Origin of the sequence: Citrobacter sp. Cpo012 (assembly GCF_030333015.1) — a bacterium.
GTDB lineage: Bacteria > Pseudomonadota > Gammaproteobacteria > Enterobacterales > Enterobacteriaceae > Citrobacter > Citrobacter portucalensis.
In genome coordinates, this window is the sequence record NZ_JAOWGR010000043.1 from 344,087 (window position 1) to 361,467 (window position 17,381).

Below are 17,381 nucleotides of genomic sequence, written 5' to 3' on the forward strand. Positions count from 1 at the left end.
CCTCCCTCTCGATTGTTACTCGGCACGGACAGACTATAAGCCTGATGGTCGTTCCCCATCAGGCCTGAAAACCGCAAAACGCCGAATAACAATCTTCGAGGGTAGCGCTGCTACCCTTTTTTTTCTGGAGTAGATTTATGTCTATAGACTGGAACTGGGGTATTTTTTTACAACAAGCCCCGTTCGGCAACACCACCTATCTCGGCTGGCTCTGGAGTGGTTTCCAGGTCACTGTCGCGTTATCCATCACCGCCTGGATTATCGCTTTCCTCATAGGCTCTTTATTCGGCATCTTACGTACCGTTCCAAATCGTTTCCTTTCTGGGATCGGCACGCTGTACGTTGAGCTGTTTCGTAACGTTCCGCTCATCGTCCAGTTTTTTACCTGGTATCTGGTTATTCCGGAACTGCTGCCGGAAAACATTGGGATGTGGTTCAAGGCTGAGTTGGATCCCAACATCCAGTTCTTCCTCTCATCAATGCTTTGTCTGGGGCTGTTTACCGCCGCGCGCGTCTGCGAACAGGTTCGCGCCGCTATTCAGTCTCTGCCTCGTGGGCAGAAAAACGCCGCACTGGCGATGGGACTGACGTTACCGCAGGCCTACCGCTATGTTCTGTTGCCAAACGCATACCGCGTGATTGTTCCGCCAATGACCTCAGAGATGATGAACCTGGTGAAGAACTCCGCGATCGCCTCCACCATCGGCCTGGTCGATATGGCGGCACAGGCAGGCAAACTGCTGGATTACTCCGCCCACGCATGGGAATCGTTTACCGCTATCACTCTGGCTTACGTCCTGATTAACGCCGTCATCATGCTGGTGATGAATCTTGTTGAACGTAAAATCCGCCTGCCTGGCAATTTGGGAGGCAAATAATGTACGAATTTGACTGGAGTTCTATCATCCCTTCCCTGCCGTATCTGCTGGATGGGTTAATCATCACGCTGAAAATCACCGTTACGGCGGTAGTCATTGGTATTGTCTGGGGAACTATCCTGGCCGTCATGCGTCTGTCCAGCTTCGCGCCGATAGCCTGGTTTGCGAAAGGCTACGTCAACGTATTTCGTTCTATTCCGCTGGTCATGGTGCTGCTGTGGTTCTACCTGATTGTGCCCGGCTTCCTGCAAAACGTACTGGGTCTGTCGCCAAAAACCGATATTCGCCTGATCTCAGCAATGGTCGCGTTTTCGATGTTTGAAGCCGCGTACTATTCCGAGATTATCCGTGCCGGTATCCAGAGTATTTCTCGTGGGCAATCCAGCGCCGCGCTGGCTCTGGGGATGACCCACTGGCAGTCGATGAAGCTCATTATTCTGCCGCAGGCATTCCGCGCGATGGTACCGCTGCTGCTAACCCAGGGCATCGTACTCTTCCAGGATACCTCGCTGGTCTACGTATTAAGTCTGGCAGACTTCTTCCGTACCGCCTCTACCATTGGCGAGCGTGACGGCACACAGGTTGAAATGATCCTGTTTGCTGGCGCCGTTTATTTTGTATTCAGTCTGAGCGCATCGTTGTTGGTCAGCTATTTGAAGAAAAGGACAGTTTAATGATTACCCTGAAAAATGTTTCTAAATGGTATGGTCACTTTCAGGTGCTGACCGACTGCTCCACGGAAGTGAAAAAAGGGGAAGTGGTGGTGGTCTGCGGCCCGTCAGGTTCAGGTAAATCAACGCTTATCAAAACGGTGAACGGGCTGGAGCCGGTACAACAAGGCGTCATCACCGTTGATGGTACCGTGGTGAATGATAAAAAAACCGATCTGGCCAAACTGCGCTCTCGCGTTGGTATGGTGTTCCAGCACTTTGAACTGTTCCCTCACCTGTCGATCATTGAGAACCTGACTCTGGCGCAGGTAAAAGTGCTCAAGCGCGATAAAAAACCGGCCCGCGACAAAGCGCAAAAGTTACTGGAACGCGTTGGTCTGTCAGCACATGCGGAGAAGTTTCCAGCTCAGCTCTCAGGGGGCCAGCAACAGCGTGTCGCTATCGCCCGGGCGCTGTGCATGGATCCTATCGCCATGCTGTTTGACGAACCGACGTCGGCGCTTGATCCTGAAATGATCAACGAAGTACTGGATGTTATGGTTGAACTGGCCAATGAAGGGATGACCATGATGGTGGTAACCCACGAAATGGGCTTTGCGCGTAAAGTGGCGAACCGGGTGATCTTCATGGATGAAGGGAAAATTGTTGAAGACTCGCCGAAAGAAGAGTTCTTCGCTAATCCGAAATCGGACCGCGCCAAAGACTTCCTCGCGAAAATACTGCACTAATCTTGCTGGCGCGCACCTCCATGTGCGCGCCACCTCACGCTTTATCCCTTCGCCTCTCGAAACACATACAGCCCAGCGTTAACCTTGTCACAAAGTCCCACTTACAAGGAGCAACAATGGCACTTCCTATCCTGTTTGATTGCGATCCGGGTCATGACGACGCTATCGCAATTGTGCTCGCCCTCGCCTCACCAGAACTGGATGTGAAAGCGATTACCTCATCAGCCGGTAACCAGACACCTGACAAAACGCTGCGTAACGTGTTGCGCATGTTAACGTTGCTCAACCGTACGGATATACCAGTAGCTGGTGGCGCAGTGAAACCACTAATGCGCGATCTGATTATCGCCGATAACGTTCACGGCGAGAGTGGACTTGATGGCCCGGCGCTGCCGGAACCCGCTTTTGCGCCACAAGACTGTACCGCCGTGGAACTGATGGCGAAAACCCTGCGTGAAAGCCCGGAACTGATGACCATTGTCTCCACCGGGCCGCAAACTAACGTAGCATTGCTTCTGAATAGCCATCCTGAGCTGCACGCCAAAATCGCCCGTATCGTAATTATGGGTGGTGCGATGGGCCTCGGAAACTGGACGCCCGCCGCCGAGTTCAATATTTTCGTGGATCCTGAAGCCGCTGAAATCGTATTCCAGTCTGGCATTCCAGTGGTGATGGCTGGTCTGGACGTCACGCATAAAGCGCAAATACATCGCGAAGATACCGAGCGGTTCCGCGCTATCGGCAATCCTATTTCGACGATCGTGGCTGAACTACTCGACTTCTTCTTTGAGTATCATAAAGATGAAAAATGGGGATTCATCGGCGCGCCACTGCATGATCCATGCACCATTGCCTGGCTGCTGAAACCTGAACTGTTTACCACCGTTGAACGCTGGGTCGGCGTGGAAACTCAGGGTAAATATACCCAGGGAATGACCGTGGTGGATTACTACTTCCTGAGCGGCAATAAGCCAAACGCCACCGTAATGGTAGACGTGGATCGCGAAGGGTTTGTCGATTTGCTGGCAGAACGGCTGAAGTTTTACGCCTAATACACGCCGGATGGCGCTAACGCTTATCCGGCCTACAAAATCGTGCAATTTGTAGGCCGGATAAGACGCTTTGCGTCGCCATCCGGCAATAAGCGATCACGGCTCAAACGGTCGCCGCTGAAACTGATCGTGTCCGCATTTCGGACACAGCGGTAGCACATCCGGGGTGTAAACCGCTAAATGGAAGTGGCACTTCTCGCAGACCAGATTACCTAATCCGACCACCTCACCGCTGTGATAAACCCCGTGATGACTGAGGTCCTGGAACACCTCGCGCCATTCGAGCTGCGTTTTATCTGTAATATCGGCCAGTTCCTGCCAGATACTCTCCTTGATAACCCGCATAAAGACGCTGTCTGTCTCCTCATCAAGACTTTCTTCATAGCTCAGAGCAAACTCTTCCAGGTCACGTCTGACGGCCCGGGTGAGCTCTTCTACCTCGGTTCGCGTTAACTCCCCTGTCTGCATAACTCGTTGACGCGCCTGCTCCACCAACGCATCAATATCGCGTTCGCCATTACGCAGACGTTCGCTCAGTGAAGCCACCAGTTCACGGTAATATTGAGCAACCTTGTTCATCACTTCGCCTCCTGGGTCGTTAACTGTCTATAATAATAGACGTTATTTACGCGACGCTTTGCAAGACTGTCCACAGAGTGTGTAAATTCGTGCAAGAATTATCCTTGCGGGAATTCAACGCTGAATGCGCGAAAGGCTGTTTTGGCGCGGGCGTTTGGGCTATGCTATGCGGATCTGAAACACCACATCTAAAGCTACGTTTGTAGCTGTATTGAAAACAGGACCACTGGCTGCCATGCAAGAGCAATACCGCCCGGAAGAGATAGAATCCAAAGTACAGCTTCACTGGGATGAGAAGCGCACATTTGAAGTTACCGAAGACGAGAGCAAAGAGAAGTATTACTGCCTGTCTATGCTTCCCTATCCTTCTGGTCGACTACACATGGGCCACGTACGTAACTACACCATCGGTGACGTGATCGCCCGCTACCAGCGCATGCTGGGCAAAAACGTACTGCAGCCAATTGGCTGGGATGCGTTCGGTCTGCCTGCAGAAGGCGCTGCGGTTAAAAACAATACCGCACCAGCACCGTGGACGTACGACAACATCGCATACATGAAAAACCAGCTCAAAATGCTGGGTTTCGGTTACGACTGGAGCCGTGAGCTGGCGACCTGCACCCCGGAATACTACCGTTGGGAACAGAAATTCTTCACCGAGCTGTACAAAAAAGGCCTGGTGTACAAGAAAACGTCTGCGGTCAACTGGTGCCCGAACGACCAGACCGTACTGGCGAACGAACAGGTTATCGACGGCTGCTGCTGGCGTTGCGATACCAAAGTCGAGCGTAAAGAGATCCCACAGTGGTTCATCAAAATCACCGCTTACGCTGACGAACTGCTGCGTGACCTGGATAACCTGGATCACTGGCCTGACACCGTGAAAACGATGCAGCGCAACTGGATTGGCCGTTCTGAAGGCGTGGAAATCACCTTCGATGTGAACGGTTACGACAACACGCTGACCGTTTACACCACCCGCCCGGACACCTTTATGGGTGCGACCTATCTGGCCGTTGCCGCAGGTCACCCGCTGGCGCAGAAAGCTGCTGCAAATAACCCAGAACTGGCCGCCTTCATTGACGAATGCCGCAATACCAAGGTTGCTGAAGCCGAAATGGCAACCATGGAGAAGAAAGGCGTCGACACGGGCTTTAAAGCCGTTCACCCGCTGACTGGCGAAGAAATCCCCGTTTGGGCAGCAAACTTCGTCCTGATGGAATACGGTACGGGCGCAGTCATGGCCGTTCCGGGCCACGATCAGCGCGATTACGAGTTTGCGACAAAATATGGCCTGACCATCAAACCAGTAATTCTGACCGCTGAAGGCGCAGAGCCGGATCTGTCCGAACAAGCTCTGACCGAAAAAGGCGTGCTGTTTAACTCCGGCGAGTTTGACGGCCTCGACTTCGAAGCTGCCTTCAACGCCATTGCTGACAAGCTGGTAGCCAAAGGCGTGGGTGAGCGTAAAGTGAACTACCGTCTGCGTGACTGGGGTGTTTCCCGTCAGCGTTACTGGGGTGCGCCAATTCCGATGGTGACGTTGGAAGACGGTACCGTACTGCCGACGCCAGAAGATCAGTTGCCGGTTATTCTGCCGGAAGACGTGGTTATGGACGGCATCACCAGCCCAATCAAAGCCGATCCGGAGTGGGCAAAAACCACCGTTAACGGCATGCCTGCGCTGCGCGAAACCGACACCTTCGATACCTTTATGGAATCCTCCTGGTACTACGCGCGCTACACCTGCCCGCAGTACAACGAAGGGATGCTGGATCCAGAAGCTGCAAACTACTGGCTGCCAGTTGATATCTACATTGGTGGTATTGAACACGCCATCATGCACCTGCTCTACTTCCGCTTCTTCCACAAGCTGATGCGCGATGCGGGCATGGTCAACTCTGACGAACCGGCCAAACAGCTGCTGTGCCAGGGTATGGTGCTGGCTGATGCGTTCTATTACGTTGGTGCAAACGGCGAGCGTAACTGGGTTTCTCCGGTTGATGCCATCGTTGAGCGCGACGAAAAAGGTCGTATCGTCAAAGCTCAGGACGCAGAAGGCCATGAACTGGTCTATACCGGCATGAGCAAAATGTCCAAGTCGAAAAATAACGGTATCGACCCGCAGGTTATGGTTGAACGTTACGGCGCTGACACGGTACGTCTGTTCATGATGTTCGCTTCTCCGGCTGATATGACGCTGGAATGGCAGGAATCCGGCGTTGAAGGGGCGAACCGCTTCCTGAAACGTGTATGGAAGCTGGTTTACGAACATACTTCCAAAGGCGATGTTGCTGCCCTGAACGTTGATGCGTTGAGCGAAGACCAAAAAGCGCTGCGTCGCGACGTACATAAAACCATTGCTAAAGTTACCGATGATATTGGTCGTCGTCAGACCTTTAACACCGCAATTGCGGCGATTATGGAGCTGATGAACAAGCTGGCGAAAGCACCGCAGGAAGACGAACAAGACAGAGCCCTGATGCAGGAAGCCTTACTGGCCGTCGTTCGCATGCTGAACCCGTTCACCCCACACGTTTGCTTCACGATGTGGGAAGCACTGAAAGGCGAAGGCGATATCGACAACGCACCGTGGCCGGTGGCGGACGAAGCGGCAATGGTTGAAGACTCAACGCTGGTTGTGGTTCAGGTAAACGGCAAAGTACGTGGCAAAATCACCGTTCCGGTAAACGCCACTGAAGAGCAGGTTCGTGAGCGTGCTGGCCAGGAGCATCTGGTAGCAAAATATCTTGATGGCGTTACCGTACGTAAAGTGATTTATGTACCGGGTAAACTCCTCAATCTGGTCGTTGGCTAAGCGCGGGAGGAAGCGTGCGACTTCTGACAACATTGTTGTTATCTCTGGCGGTGCTTGTCACCGCCGGATGTGGATGGCATCTGCGTAATACTACGCAGGTCCCACCCTCAATGAAAACCATGATTCTGGACTCTGGGGATCCAAACGGCCCATTAAGCCGCGCGGTTCGTAATCAGCTGCGTCTGAACGGCGTTACGCTGCTAGAGGACGGCTCAATGCGTAAAGATGTGACGTCCTTGCGTCTTGGCGCGGTCAGCATATCGCAGGATACGGCGTCGGTATTCCAGAACGGTCAAACGGCAGAATACCAGATGGTGATGTCCGTGAGTGCATCCGTGCTGATCCCAGGTCATGATATTTATCCAATCAGCGCCAAAGTTTATCGTTCGTTCTTTGACAACCCACAGGCTGCGCTGGCGAAGGATAACGAGCAGGACATGATCATCAAAGAGATGTATGACAAAGCGGCTGAACAGTTAATTCGTAAGCTGCCAAGCGTACATCTGGCCGATACTCTGTCATCCAATGCTGATGATGATGCTAAGCCAGCGGCGACAAAAGCCGCAGAGCCTGCGTCATCTCCGGCGCGTGTTTCCACCACGCTGGGTAACTGATGCTCAAGTTGTACCCTGAACAACTCCGCGCACAGCTCAATGAGGGGCTGCGCGCGGCGTATTTGCTCTTAGGTAACGATCCTCTCTTGTTGCAGGAAAGCCAGGACGCTATCCGTCAGGCTGCCGCCACACAAGGGTTCGAAGAACACCACGCTTTCACCCTGGACAATAGCACCGACTGGGGAGAGATTTTTTCACTCTGCCAGGCAATGAGCCTGTTTGCCAGCCGTCAAACCCTACTTTTGCAGTTGCCTGAAAATGGCCCCAATGCCGCCATTAACGAACAGCTCGCTTCACTCGTCACACTGCTACATGACGACCTGCTGCTGATCGTTCGCGGCAACAAACTGACTAAAGCGCAGGAAAACGCCGCATGGTATACCGGACTTGCCAATAATGCGGTGCAGGTAAGCTGCCAGACGCCGGAGCAAGCACAGCTTCCTCGTTGGGTCGCCGCCAGGGCGAAGCTTAACAATCTACAACTGGATGACGCAGCGAATCAGCTGTTGTGTTATTGCTATGAAGGTAATCTGTTAGCACTGGCGCAAGCGCTGGAACGGCTAGCATTGCTTTGGCCTGATGGCAAACTAACGCTGCCTCGCGTGGAGAAAGCCGTTAACGATGCCGCGCACTTTACCCCGTTCCATTGGGTGGATGCGCTGCTGATGGGCAAAAGCAAACGAGCGCTGCACATTCTGCAACAGTTACGCCTGGAAGGCAGTGAGCCGGTTATTTTGCTGCGCACGATACAGCGTGAATTACTGCTGTTGGTCAACTTAAAACGGCAGTCAGCCCATACGCCTTTACGCACGTTGTTTGATAAACACCGGGTGTGGCAAAATCGCCGGGGTATGATGGGAGACGCGCTAAACCGGCTGAATCCTGCGCAGTTGCGTCAGGCGGTAACGCTGTTAACGCGTACGGAAATTACGCTTAAACAAGACTATGGTCAGTCAGTGTGGGCGGAACTTGAGGGGCTTTCCCTGTTACTCTGCCATAAATCGCTGGCCGATGTTTTTATTGATGGTTGATATGAAATCATTGCAGGCTCTGTTCGGTGGCACCTTTGATCCGGTGCATTATGGTCATCTTAAACCGGTTGAAATTCTGGCGAATCTGATTGGCCTTTCCCGGGTCATTATCATGCCCAATAACGTGCCGCCGCATCGTGCGCAACCCGAAGCGTCCGGCGAACAACGTCAACGCATGGTTGAACTGGCCATTGCCGATAAGCCGTTGTTCTCCCTTGATGAACGCGAACTGAAACGCGATACCGCCTCCTACACCGCGCAAACGCTCAAAGAGTGGCGCGAGGAGCAAGGACCGGACGTGCCATTAGCGTTTATTATTGGCCAGGACTCACTGCTTACCTTTCCGTCCTGGCATGACTACGACACGATTCTGGGTAACACCCACCTCATTGTCTGCCGACGTCCGGGCTATCCGCTCGAAATGGCGCAGGAAAAGCACCAGCAGTGGCTGGAGGATCATCTGACCCATTCGCCAGATGACCTGCACAACTTGCCTTGCGGGAAAATTTATCTGGCTGAAACGCCGTGGTTTAACATCTCCGCCACGCTCATCCGTGAGCGTCTGGAAAAAGGCGAGCCGTGCGACGACCTCATGCCAGCTGCAGTGCTTGGCTATATCAATCAGCAGGGGTTGTACCGCTAAGCACCTTGCGTAGAGCCGCCAACAGGCGGTTATTCTCTTCCTGGCTGCGAACGGCTACCCGATAATAGCGCGCATCCAGCCCCGGATAATTAGCACAACTGCGAATCAAGACATGTTGTTCCAGCATTGCGCGTTGCAGATCAAAATCCGCCCGATCGCAGCGCAATAAGCGATAATTTGCCCTGCCAGGATACACCGTCAGGCCGGGCAGTACTTTCAACTGCCGATCAAACCTCGCGCCCTCTTGCTCCAGCCACTTCCATGTTGCCTGCTGATATGCGCTGTCGTGTAAAATAATCTCACCTGCCAGTGCAGCAAATGCGTTAATTGACCACGGCATTTGTCGACGGCGCATCTGTGCAACAGCCTGTTCATTACTGTTGACCAGATACCCTAACCGCAGCCCCGGTATCGCATAGAACTTGGTGAGAGAGCGCAGCACCCAAATATGCGGGTTATCCAGAAGCAGCGGAATAAACCCCTGCTCCCCGGCAATAAAATCGATAAACGCTTCATCAAGGATCAGATTGATCCCAAGCAACTCACAACGCGCGGCTATTTCGCGCAGCAGGCGGTTATCGGGCAGCAAGCCAGTGGGATTGTTGGGCGTACAGAGAAACAGGCAGTCCAGCTCTGAGGATAACGCATCGAGGATTGCATCGGTAAGCTGCCAGCCATCGTCTTCGCGTAGCGCAAACTCATGGATCGTGCAGTCTCCCCATTGCAGCGCCCGACGATATTCAGCAAAGCCGGGCGTCACGATCATCGCATGGCGTGGTTTAAGACCTTGCACCAAAGTGAAAATCGACTCAGTCTCGCCGTTTCCGGCAAGTATCCATGAGGCAGGAATCTGATGATGTTCCGCCAGTGCCGCATGCAGTTTAGCGTAATCAACATCCGGGTAACGCTCCGCGCAGTCCAGGTTGTCGACGATCGCGCGTTTTAAACTTGTCGGCATACCCAGCGGATTAATATTCGCGCTAAAATCCAACAATTGTTCAGGCGAGATGCCCAACAGTTCGGCGGCTTCTCGGGTATTGCCACCATGCGCGCTCTTCAATAAAGACATCGTGCCGCTCCACGCAAAAAAAGGTATTTTAGTGAAAAATCTCTGCGCAATCAGGGCAAACATCATGTTTTGTGCGAATAACCTCAAGAGGAAAAAATGAGACTCTGGTTAGTACGTCATGGAGAAACTGAAGCCAATGTCGCTGGTTTATACAGCGGCCATGCCCCCACACCGCTAACGGAACGGGGTATCGCTCAGGCGCAAACACTGGGTACGCTGTTACGCAATGTACCTGTCGACAACGTTCTGTGCAGCGAGTTGGAACGTGCCCGCCATACAACGCAGTTGATCTTAGGCGATCGCGAGGTTCCTGTGCGCAACATGCCTGAGCTCAATGAGATGTTTTTTGGTGACTGGGAAATGCGCCATCATCGCGATCTGGCGCGAGAAGACGCCGAAAACTACGCCGTGTGGTGTAACGACTGGCAGAATGCGACGCCAACCAATGGTGAAGGTTTTCAGGCGTTTTCCCAGCGCGTGGAACGCTTTATTGCTCAGCTCGCTGATTACAAAACGTGCCAAAACCTACTGGTTGTGAGCCATCAGGGTGTTCTGAGCGTTTTGATCGCCCGTCTGCTGTCCATGCCGGCTGCAGCAATGTGGCATTTTCGCGTCGAACAAGGTTGCTGGAGCGCAATTGATTTTTGCTACGATTTTGCGGTTCTTAAAGTGCTCAACAGCCGGGCTGTATGGCACGACGGGGAGTGAAAGCCCTGTTTTTTCTGCCGAAGGGCTTCTCTCCCATTGACACCCCATGACAGGCTGTTATTCTCCGCAACCTGACTTTTCCCGCCCTTCAGAGCTTTGCAGAAATTGTTTTACAAAAATGGCGATGCATTCTGCGGCGTGGGGTGGGATGATAGCGCACTTCAAAAGCGCTTTCGGAGACATTTGTCCCGATATCGCCTCTGGTTCAGGTATACTAACAGACGTTTTTAACTCTTTTCACCCAGGGGGAACACTTGCAGGGTAAAGCACTTCAGGATTTTGTAATCGACAAAATTGATGACCTGAAAGGTCAAGACATCATCGCCTTAGACGTTCAGGGCAAATCCAGCATCACTGATTGCATGATTATCTGCACCGGCACGTCCAGCCGTCATGTAATGTCTATCGCAGACCACGTTGTTCAGGAGTCCCGCACTGCTGGTCTGCTGCCGCTCGGCGTAGAAGGCGAGAACGTTGCAGACTGGATCGTCGTTGACCTCGGTGATGTGATTGTCCACGTGATGCAGGAAGAAAGCCGTCGCCTGTATGAACTGGAAAAACTCTGGAGTTAATGCGTGAAGCTGCAACTTGTCGCTGTGGGTACGAAAATGCCTGACTGGGTGCAAACCGGGTTTACGGAGTATCTCCGTCGGTTTCCGAAAGATATGCCCTTTGAGCTGATCGAAATCCCGGCAGGAAAACGCGGCAAGAACGCGGATATTAAACGCATTCTCGACAAAGAGGGTGAGCAGATGCTGGCTGCCGCAGGCAAAAACCGCATCGTCACCCTTGATATCCCTGGTAAACCCTGGGACACGCCGCAGCTGGCGACTGAACTGGAACGCTGGAAACTGGACGGTCGTGACGTCAGTCTGTTGATTGGCGGGCCGGAAGGTCTCTCCCCTGCCTGTAAAGCGGCAGCGGAACAAAGCTGGTCACTCTCTGCGTTAACCCTTCCTCACCCTCTTGTTCGGGTTCTGGTCGCGGAGAGTCTGTACAGGGCGTGGAGCATCACCACCAACCATCCTTATCACCGTGAGTGATCATTGATTCTTGAGTAGATTAAGCAGCGGATGAAACTACAGAATTCTTTTCGCGACTATTCGGCTGAGTCCGCGCTGTTTGTGCGCCGGGCGCTGGTCGCTTTTTTGGGGATTTTGCTGCTCACCGGCGTGCTGATCGCCAACCTTTATAATCTGCAAATCGTTCGCTTTACTGATTATCAGACTCGCTCGAACGAAAACCGCATCAAACTGGTGCCTATCGCCCCCAGTCGCGGCATCATTTATGACCGTAACGGAATTCCGCTCGCCCTTAACCGCACCATTTATCAGATAGAAATGATGCCGGAAAAGGTCGACAACGTTCAGGATGCCCTCGACGCGCTGCGTAACGTCGTAGACCTGACGGACGACGACATTGCCGCCTTTAAAAAAGAGCGCGCCCGTTCACACCGCTTCACCTCCATTCCGGTAAAAACTAACCTGAGTGAAGTTCAGGTGGCACGGTTCGCCGTTAATCAATATCGCTTTCCCGGCGTCGAAGTTAAAGGCTATAAACGCCGCTATTACCCCTACGGCTCTGCGCTGACCCACGTCATTGGCTACGTATCGAAGATCAACGATAAAGACGTGGACCGCCTGGACAAAGACGGCAAGCTGGCCAACTACGCGGCGACGCACGACATCGGTAAATTGGGTATTGAACGCTATTATGAAGACGTACTTCACGGCCAGACTGGTTATGAAGAAGTTGAAGTGAACAACCGTGGCCGCGTCATTCGCCAACTGAAAGAAGTGGCGCCGCAGGCCGGGCACGATATCTATCTCACCCTTGACCTGAAACTCCAGCAGTACATCGAAACGCTGCTGGCGGGCAGTCGTGCCGCGGTGGTAGTCACCGACCCGCGTACCGGTGGCGTTCTCGCACTGGTGTCCATGCCGAGCTACGACCCGAACCTGTTTGTCGATGGTATCTCGAGTAAAGATTACTCCGGGTTGCTCAATGACCCGAATACCCCATTGGTTAACCGCGCGACTCAGGGTGTCTACCCTCCTGCTTCGACGGTTAAACCTTACGTCGCGGTTTCTGCATTAAGTGCAGGTGTCATCACCCGCAATACCGGCCTGTTCGATCCGGGCTGGTGGCAGTTACCCGGCTCTGAGAAACGCTACCGCGACTGGAAAAAGTGGGGACACGGTCATCTGAACATTACCCGTTCTCTGGAAGAGTCCGCGGATACGTTTTTCTATCAAATCGCCTATGATATGGGGATAGACCGCCTTTCAGAATGGATGAGCAAGTTTGGCTACGGCCAATATACGGGCATCGATCTTGCCGAAGAGCGCGCCGGAAACATGCCAACCCGCGAGTGGAAGCAAAAACGGTTTAAAAAGCCATGGTACCAGGGTGATACCATTCCGGTCGGCATCGGTCAGGGTTACTGGACGGCAACCCCTATCCAGATGAGTAAAGCGCTGATGATCCTTATCAACGACGGTTTGGTAAAAGTCCCGCATCTGCTGATGAGCACAGCAGAAAACGGCAAGCAAGTGCCGTGGATCCAGCCGCACGAACCACCCGTTGGTGACATTCATTCCGGTTATTGGGAAATCGCAAAAGACGGCATGTACGGTGTAGCCAACCGTCCTAACGGTACTGCACACAAATATTTCGCTGGCGCACCTTACAAAATTGCGGCGAAATCCGGTACTGCACAGGTCTTTGGCCTGAAAGCCAATGAAACCTATAACGCACATAAGATCGCCGAGCGCTTACGTGACCACAAGCTGATGACGGCCTTCGCACCCTATGATAAGCCCCAGGTTGCTGTCGCCATAATCCTTGAAAACGGTGGCGCGGGCCCGGCTGTGGGTACCATTATGCGCCAGATCCTTGACCACATTATGTTGGGCGACAATAACACCAATCTGCCTGCAGAAAACCCCGCGGTTGCAGCAGCGGAGGACCAATAATCGTGACGGATAATCCGAACAAAAAAACATTCTGGGACAAAATCCACATCGATCCCACGATGTTGCTTATTTTGCTAGCGCTGCTGGTTTACAGCTCGCTGGTCATCTGGAGCGCCAGCGGCCAGGATATTGGCATGATGGAGCGCAAGGTCGGTCAGATCGCGATGGGCCTGGTCATCATGGTGGTGATGGCGCAAATCCCGCCCAGGGTTTATGAGGGCTGGGCTCCCTATCTCTACATCTTTTGCATCATTTTGTTGGTGGCAGTAGATGCCTTCGGCGCTATCTCCAAAGGCGCGCAGCGCTGGCTGGATTTGGGGATTGTGCGTTTTCAGCCTTCCGAAATCGCCAAGATTGCCGTGCCGCTGATGGTCGCGCGCTTCATCAACCGTGATGTTTGCCCGCCATCGCTAAAAAATACCGCCATTGCGTTGGTGCTGATATTTATGCCCACCCTGCTGGTGGCCGCCCAGCCAGACCTCGGAACTTCAATTCTGGTCGCCCTTTCCGGTCTGTTTGTTCTGTTCCTTTCTGGTTTGAGCTGGCGTTTAATCGGTGTTGCGGTGGTCCTGGTTGCGGCGTTTATCCCGATACTGTGGTTCTTCCTGATGCATGATTATCAACGTCAGCGCGTCATGATGTTACTCGATCCGGAAACCGATCCGCTGGGTGCGGGTTATCACATCATTCAGTCTAAAATTGCTATTGGCTCCGGCGGTCTACGTGGTAAGGGCTGGCTACACGGTACGCAGTCACAGCTTGAGTTTTTACCCGAACGTCATACAGATTTTATCTTCGCGGTATTAGCGGAAGAACTGGGTCTGGTAGGGATCTTAATTCTGCTAGCGCTGTACATTTTGCTGATTATGCGCGGATTATGGATCGCTGCCCACGCGCAAACCACCTTTGGTCGCGTCATGGCGGGTGGTTTAATGTTGATATTATTCGTTTATGTCTTCGTAAATATTGGTATGGTGAGCGGTATTCTGCCCGTGGTTGGCGTTCCTCTCCCACTGGTCAGTTACGGAGGCTCGGCACTTATCGTGCTGATGGCTGGGTTCGGGATTGTTATGTCGATCCATACCCATAGAAAAATGTTGTCGAAAAGCGTGTAAGGGGTACGCAATGCGTAAGCAGTGGCTTGGTATCTGCATCGCAGCAGGAATGCTCGCGGCGTGTTCGAGTGATGATGGTCAGCAACAGGGTGCTGTCGCGCCGCAGCCTGCGGTGTGTAATGGTCCGATTGTTGAAATCAGCGGGGCCGATCCGCGCTTTGAACCCCTGAACCCAACGGCGAATCAGGACTATCAGCGTGATGGTAAGAGCTACAAAATCGTCCAGGACCCTTCCCGCTTTAGCCAGGCAGGGCTTGCCGCTATCTATGATGCGGAACCCGGAAGCAACTTAACCGCGTCTGGTGAAGCGTTCGACCCGATGCAGTTAACCGCAGCGCATCCGACGCTGCCAGTCCCAAGCTATGCCAGAATAACTAACCTGGCAAATGGCAGGATGATTGTCGTGCGCATTAACGATCGCGGCCCTTATGGCAACGATCGCGTGATTTCACTTTCACGTGCAGCAGCCGACCGTCTGAATACCTCCAACAATACCAAAGTGCGTATCGACCCGATCATCGTCGCCCAGGATGGTTCATTGTCCGGGCCGGGAATGGCTTGTACCACGGTAGCGAAACAAACCTATGCCCTGCCCGCGCGTCCTGATTTAAGCGGCGGTGGCAGTATGGGCAGCATGCCTGCGCCATCGGATGTGGGTCAGCCGCAAGGCGATATTCGTCCGATCAGCAATTCCACGTTGAAAAGCGATGATACAACCGGTGCGCCAGTGAACAGCAGTGGATTCCTCGGTGCGCCGACCACGCTCGCTGCAGGCGTGCTGGAAGGTAGCGAGCCGACTCCAGCTCCGCAACCGACCACCACCGCACCGGTAACGCCAACCGCACCAGCAGCAACACCAGCCGCCGTCGCTGCACCTGCGCCAGCGGCAGTAGCCAACGGACGCTACGTGGTTCAGGTTGGCGCAGTCAGCGAGCAGTCGCGTGCGCAGCAGTATCAAAAACGTTTAAGCCAGCAATTTGGCGTCCCAGGTCGGGTGGTACAAAACGGCGCAGTCTGGCGTATCCAGATGGGGCCGTTCGCCAGCAAAGCTGAAGCCTCCACATTGCAGCAGCGTCTTCAAGCCGAGGCGCAATTACAGTCCTTCATCACCGGCGTGTAATAACGTAAATCAGGTATCTGAACTGTCAGTTTCTGTAAATGACATTAACAAAGTCACGCGGAAAGTCAGATGCCTGCCCGTTTTGCATTTGCTATAGTAGGGCACTTTTTTTAATTTCATCACGGACGTCGTAGTTCAGACCATGAAGACCACTTTTTCCGCTCGTTTCGTGCAGCGTATGGCGCTCACCGCGGCTCTCTGCGCAGCTTCTCTCTCTGCTGCCCATGCCGATGACCTGAATATTAAAACCATGATCCCGGGTGTTCCGCAGATCGATGCGGAGTCATATATCCTGATTGATTACAATTCAGGTAAAGTTCTGGCAGAACAGAACGCCGACACTCGCCGCGACCCCGCCAGTCTGACCAAAATGATGACCAGCTACGTCATCGGCCAGGCGATGAAAGCCGGGAAATTCAAAGAAACCGATCTGGTCACCGTCGGCAATGACGCCTGGGCTACAGGTAACCCGGTCTTTAAAGGTTCATCGTTGATGTTCCTGAAGCCAGGAATGCAGGTTCCTGTTTCTCAGCTTATCCGTGGTATCAACCTGCAATCCGGGAATGACGCGTGCGTGGCAATGGCGGACTTCGCAGCCGGTAGCCAGGATGCTTTCGTCGGACTGATGAACAGCTATGTGAACGCGCTGGGCCTGAAAAACACCCACTTCCAGACCGTTCATGGTCTCGATGCTGACGGTCAATACAGCTCGGCTCGCGACATGGCGATGATTGGTCAGGCGCTGATTCGCGACGTGCCTAACGAATACTCTATCTATAAAGAAAAAGAGTTCACGTTTAACGGCATCCGTCAGTTAAACCGTAACGGCCTGCTGTGGGATAACAGCCTGAATGTCGACGGTATCAAAACCGGTCATACCGACAAGGCTGGCTATAACCTCGTTGCATCCGCAACCGAAGGCCAGATGCGTCTGATCTCCGCCGTCATGGGTGGCCGCACCTATAAAGGTCGTGAAACCGAAAGTAAAAAACTGCTGACCTGGGGCTTCCGTTTCTTTGAAACCGTGAACCCACTGAAAGTCGGTAAAGAGTTTGCTTCAGAGCCCGCCTGGTTTGGTAACACCGATCGTGCATCGTTAGGCGTAGATAAAGATGTCTACCTGACTATTCCGCGCGGCCGCATGAAAGATCTGAAAGCAAGCTATGTGCTGAACACCGCGGAACTGCACGCACCGCTGCAGAAAAACCAGGTTGTCGGCACCATCAACTTCCAGCTGGATGGCAAAACCATTGAGCAGCGCCCGCTGGTAGTCCTGCAGGAAATCCCTGAAGGCAACTTCTTTGGGAAAATCATTGATTACATTAAATTAATGTTCCATCACTGGTTTGGCTAAAAATCGAACACTTGAAAGTGTGATTT

The 17,381-nt window shown here is 53.1% G+C and carries 17 protein-coding genes; 15 read left to right on the forward strand and 2 right to left on the reverse strand.

The window, feature by feature from the left end; all coding sequences use genetic code 11:
- Window positions 1-137 precede the first annotated feature (137 nt).
- The 4 genes from gltJ (at window position 138) to rihA (ending at window position 3,329) form a co-directional block, all read left to right on the forward strand.
- Complete coding sequence (gene gltJ, locus OGX90_RS21490; protein WP_003831316.1) at window positions 138-878, forward strand: glutamate/aspartate ABC transporter permease GltJ; 741 nt, start codon at window positions 138-140, stop codon at window positions 876-878.
- Complete coding sequence (gltK, locus tag OGX90_RS21495; protein WP_003831315.1) at window positions 878-1,552, forward strand: glutamate/aspartate ABC transporter permease GltK; 675 nt, start codon at window positions 878-880, stop codon at window positions 1,550-1,552. Before gltJ ends, gltK begins: the two co-directional genes overlap by 1 nt.
- Window positions 1,552-2,277 (forward strand): glutamate/aspartate ABC transporter ATP-binding protein GltL, encoded by a 726-nt coding sequence (gene gltL / locus OGX90_RS21500; protein WP_003022754.1) that lies wholly within the window; start codon window positions 1,552-1,554, stop codon window positions 2,275-2,277. The genes gltK and gltL overlap by 1 nt, the downstream gene beginning before the upstream one ends.
- Before the next feature lie 116 nt (window positions 2,278-2,393).
- Entirely contained in the window at window positions 2,394-3,329 is a 936-nt protein-coding gene (gene rihA / locus OGX90_RS21505) for a pyrimidine-specific ribonucleoside hydrolase RihA (protein WP_191226268.1), read from the forward strand.
- Window positions 3,330-3,425: 96 nt separating this feature from the next.
- On the opposite strand, the gene OGX90_RS21510 is transcribed toward rihA, so the two are convergent.
- Window positions 3,426-3,908, reverse strand: coding sequence for a zinc ribbon-containing protein (locus OGX90_RS21510; RefSeq protein ID WP_003022748.1), 483 nt, complete (start codon window positions 3,906-3,908; stop codon window positions 3,426-3,428).
- 235 nt (window positions 3,909-4,143) lie between these two features.
- Between OGX90_RS21510 and leuS the strand changes: the two genes are divergently transcribed.
- The 4 genes from leuS to nadD are packed head-to-tail and all read left to right on the forward strand — an operon-like array spanning window position 4,144 to window position 9,014.
- Complete coding sequence (gene leuS, locus OGX90_RS21515) at window positions 4,144-6,726, forward strand: leucine--tRNA ligase (protein ID WP_095533124.1); 2,583 nt, start codon at window positions 4,144-4,146, stop codon at window positions 6,724-6,726.
- 14 nt (window positions 6,727-6,740) lie between these two features.
- Window positions 6,741-7,340, forward strand: a complete 600-nt coding sequence (lptE, locus tag OGX90_RS21520; RefSeq protein WP_191221715.1) for an LPS assembly lipoprotein LptE — start codon at window positions 6,741-6,743, stop codon at window positions 7,338-7,340.
- Window positions 7,340-8,371 carry a DNA polymerase III subunit delta gene (gene holA / locus OGX90_RS21525; RefSeq protein ID WP_032942687.1) on the forward strand — a complete coding sequence of 344 codons (1,032 nt, stop codon included), beginning with the start codon at window positions 7,340-7,342 and terminating at the stop codon, window positions 8,369-8,371. Before lptE ends, holA begins: the two co-directional genes overlap by 1 nt.
- 1 nt (window position 8,372) lies before the next feature.
- Entirely contained in the window at window positions 8,373-9,014 is a 642-nt protein-coding gene (gene nadD / locus OGX90_RS21530; RefSeq protein ID WP_234692210.1) for a nicotinate-nucleotide adenylyltransferase, read from the forward strand.
- Here the strand turns inward: nadD and cobD are convergent.
- A complete protein-coding gene (gene cobD, locus OGX90_RS21535) occupies window positions 8,989-10,083 on the reverse strand; it encodes a threonine-phosphate decarboxylase CobD (RefSeq protein ID WP_286624665.1) in 1,095 nt (364 codons plus the stop codon). The genes nadD and cobD overlap by 26 nt on opposite strands.
- 96 nt (window positions 10,084-10,179) lie before the next feature.
- On the opposite strand from cobD, the gene OGX90_RS21540 reads away from it, so the two are divergent.
- From OGX90_RS21540 to dacA, 7 genes are all read left to right on the forward strand, one after another.
- Complete coding sequence (locus OGX90_RS21540) at window positions 10,180-10,791, forward strand: adenosylcobalamin/alpha-ribazole phosphatase (RefSeq protein WP_234692208.1); 612 nt, start codon at window positions 10,180-10,182, stop codon at window positions 10,789-10,791.
- Between the two features lie 254 nt (window positions 10,792-11,045).
- Window positions 11,046-11,363, forward strand: coding sequence for a ribosome silencing factor (gene rsfS / locus OGX90_RS21545; RefSeq protein ID WP_003022728.1), 318 nt, complete (start codon window positions 11,046-11,048; stop codon window positions 11,361-11,363).
- 3 nt (window positions 11,364-11,366) lie between these two features.
- A complete protein-coding gene (gene rlmH, locus OGX90_RS21550) occupies window positions 11,367-11,834 on the forward strand; it encodes a 23S rRNA (pseudouridine(1915)-N(3))-methyltransferase RlmH (protein WP_003022725.1) in 468 nt (155 codons plus the stop codon).
- Window positions 11,835-11,864: 30 nt separating this feature from the next.
- On the forward strand, window positions 11,865-13,766 hold the full coding sequence (gene mrdA, locus OGX90_RS21555) for a peptidoglycan DD-transpeptidase MrdA (RefSeq protein ID WP_286624668.1): 1,902 nt from the start codon (window positions 11,865-11,867) through the stop codon (window positions 13,764-13,766).
- Window positions 13,767-13,768: 2 nt separating this feature from the next.
- On the forward strand, window positions 13,769-14,881 hold the full coding sequence (gene mrdB, locus OGX90_RS21560; protein WP_003022718.1) for a peptidoglycan glycosyltransferase MrdB: 1,113 nt from the start codon (window positions 13,769-13,771) through the stop codon (window positions 14,879-14,881).
- A 10-nt stretch (window positions 14,882-14,891) separates the two neighbouring features.
- The gene (rlpA, locus tag OGX90_RS21565; protein ID WP_057067704.1) at window positions 14,892-16,001 is read left to right on the forward strand and encodes an endolytic peptidoglycan transglycosylase RlpA; all 1,110 of its coding nucleotides are present in this window, start codon (window positions 14,892-14,894) and stop codon (window positions 15,999-16,001) included.
- Between the two features lie 142 nt (window positions 16,002-16,143).
- Entirely contained in the window at window positions 16,144-17,355 is a 1,212-nt protein-coding gene (dacA, locus tag OGX90_RS21570) for a D-alanyl-D-alanine carboxypeptidase DacA (RefSeq protein ID WP_234692206.1), read from the forward strand.
- The last annotated feature ends 26 nt before the right edge of the window (window positions 17,356-17,381 follow it).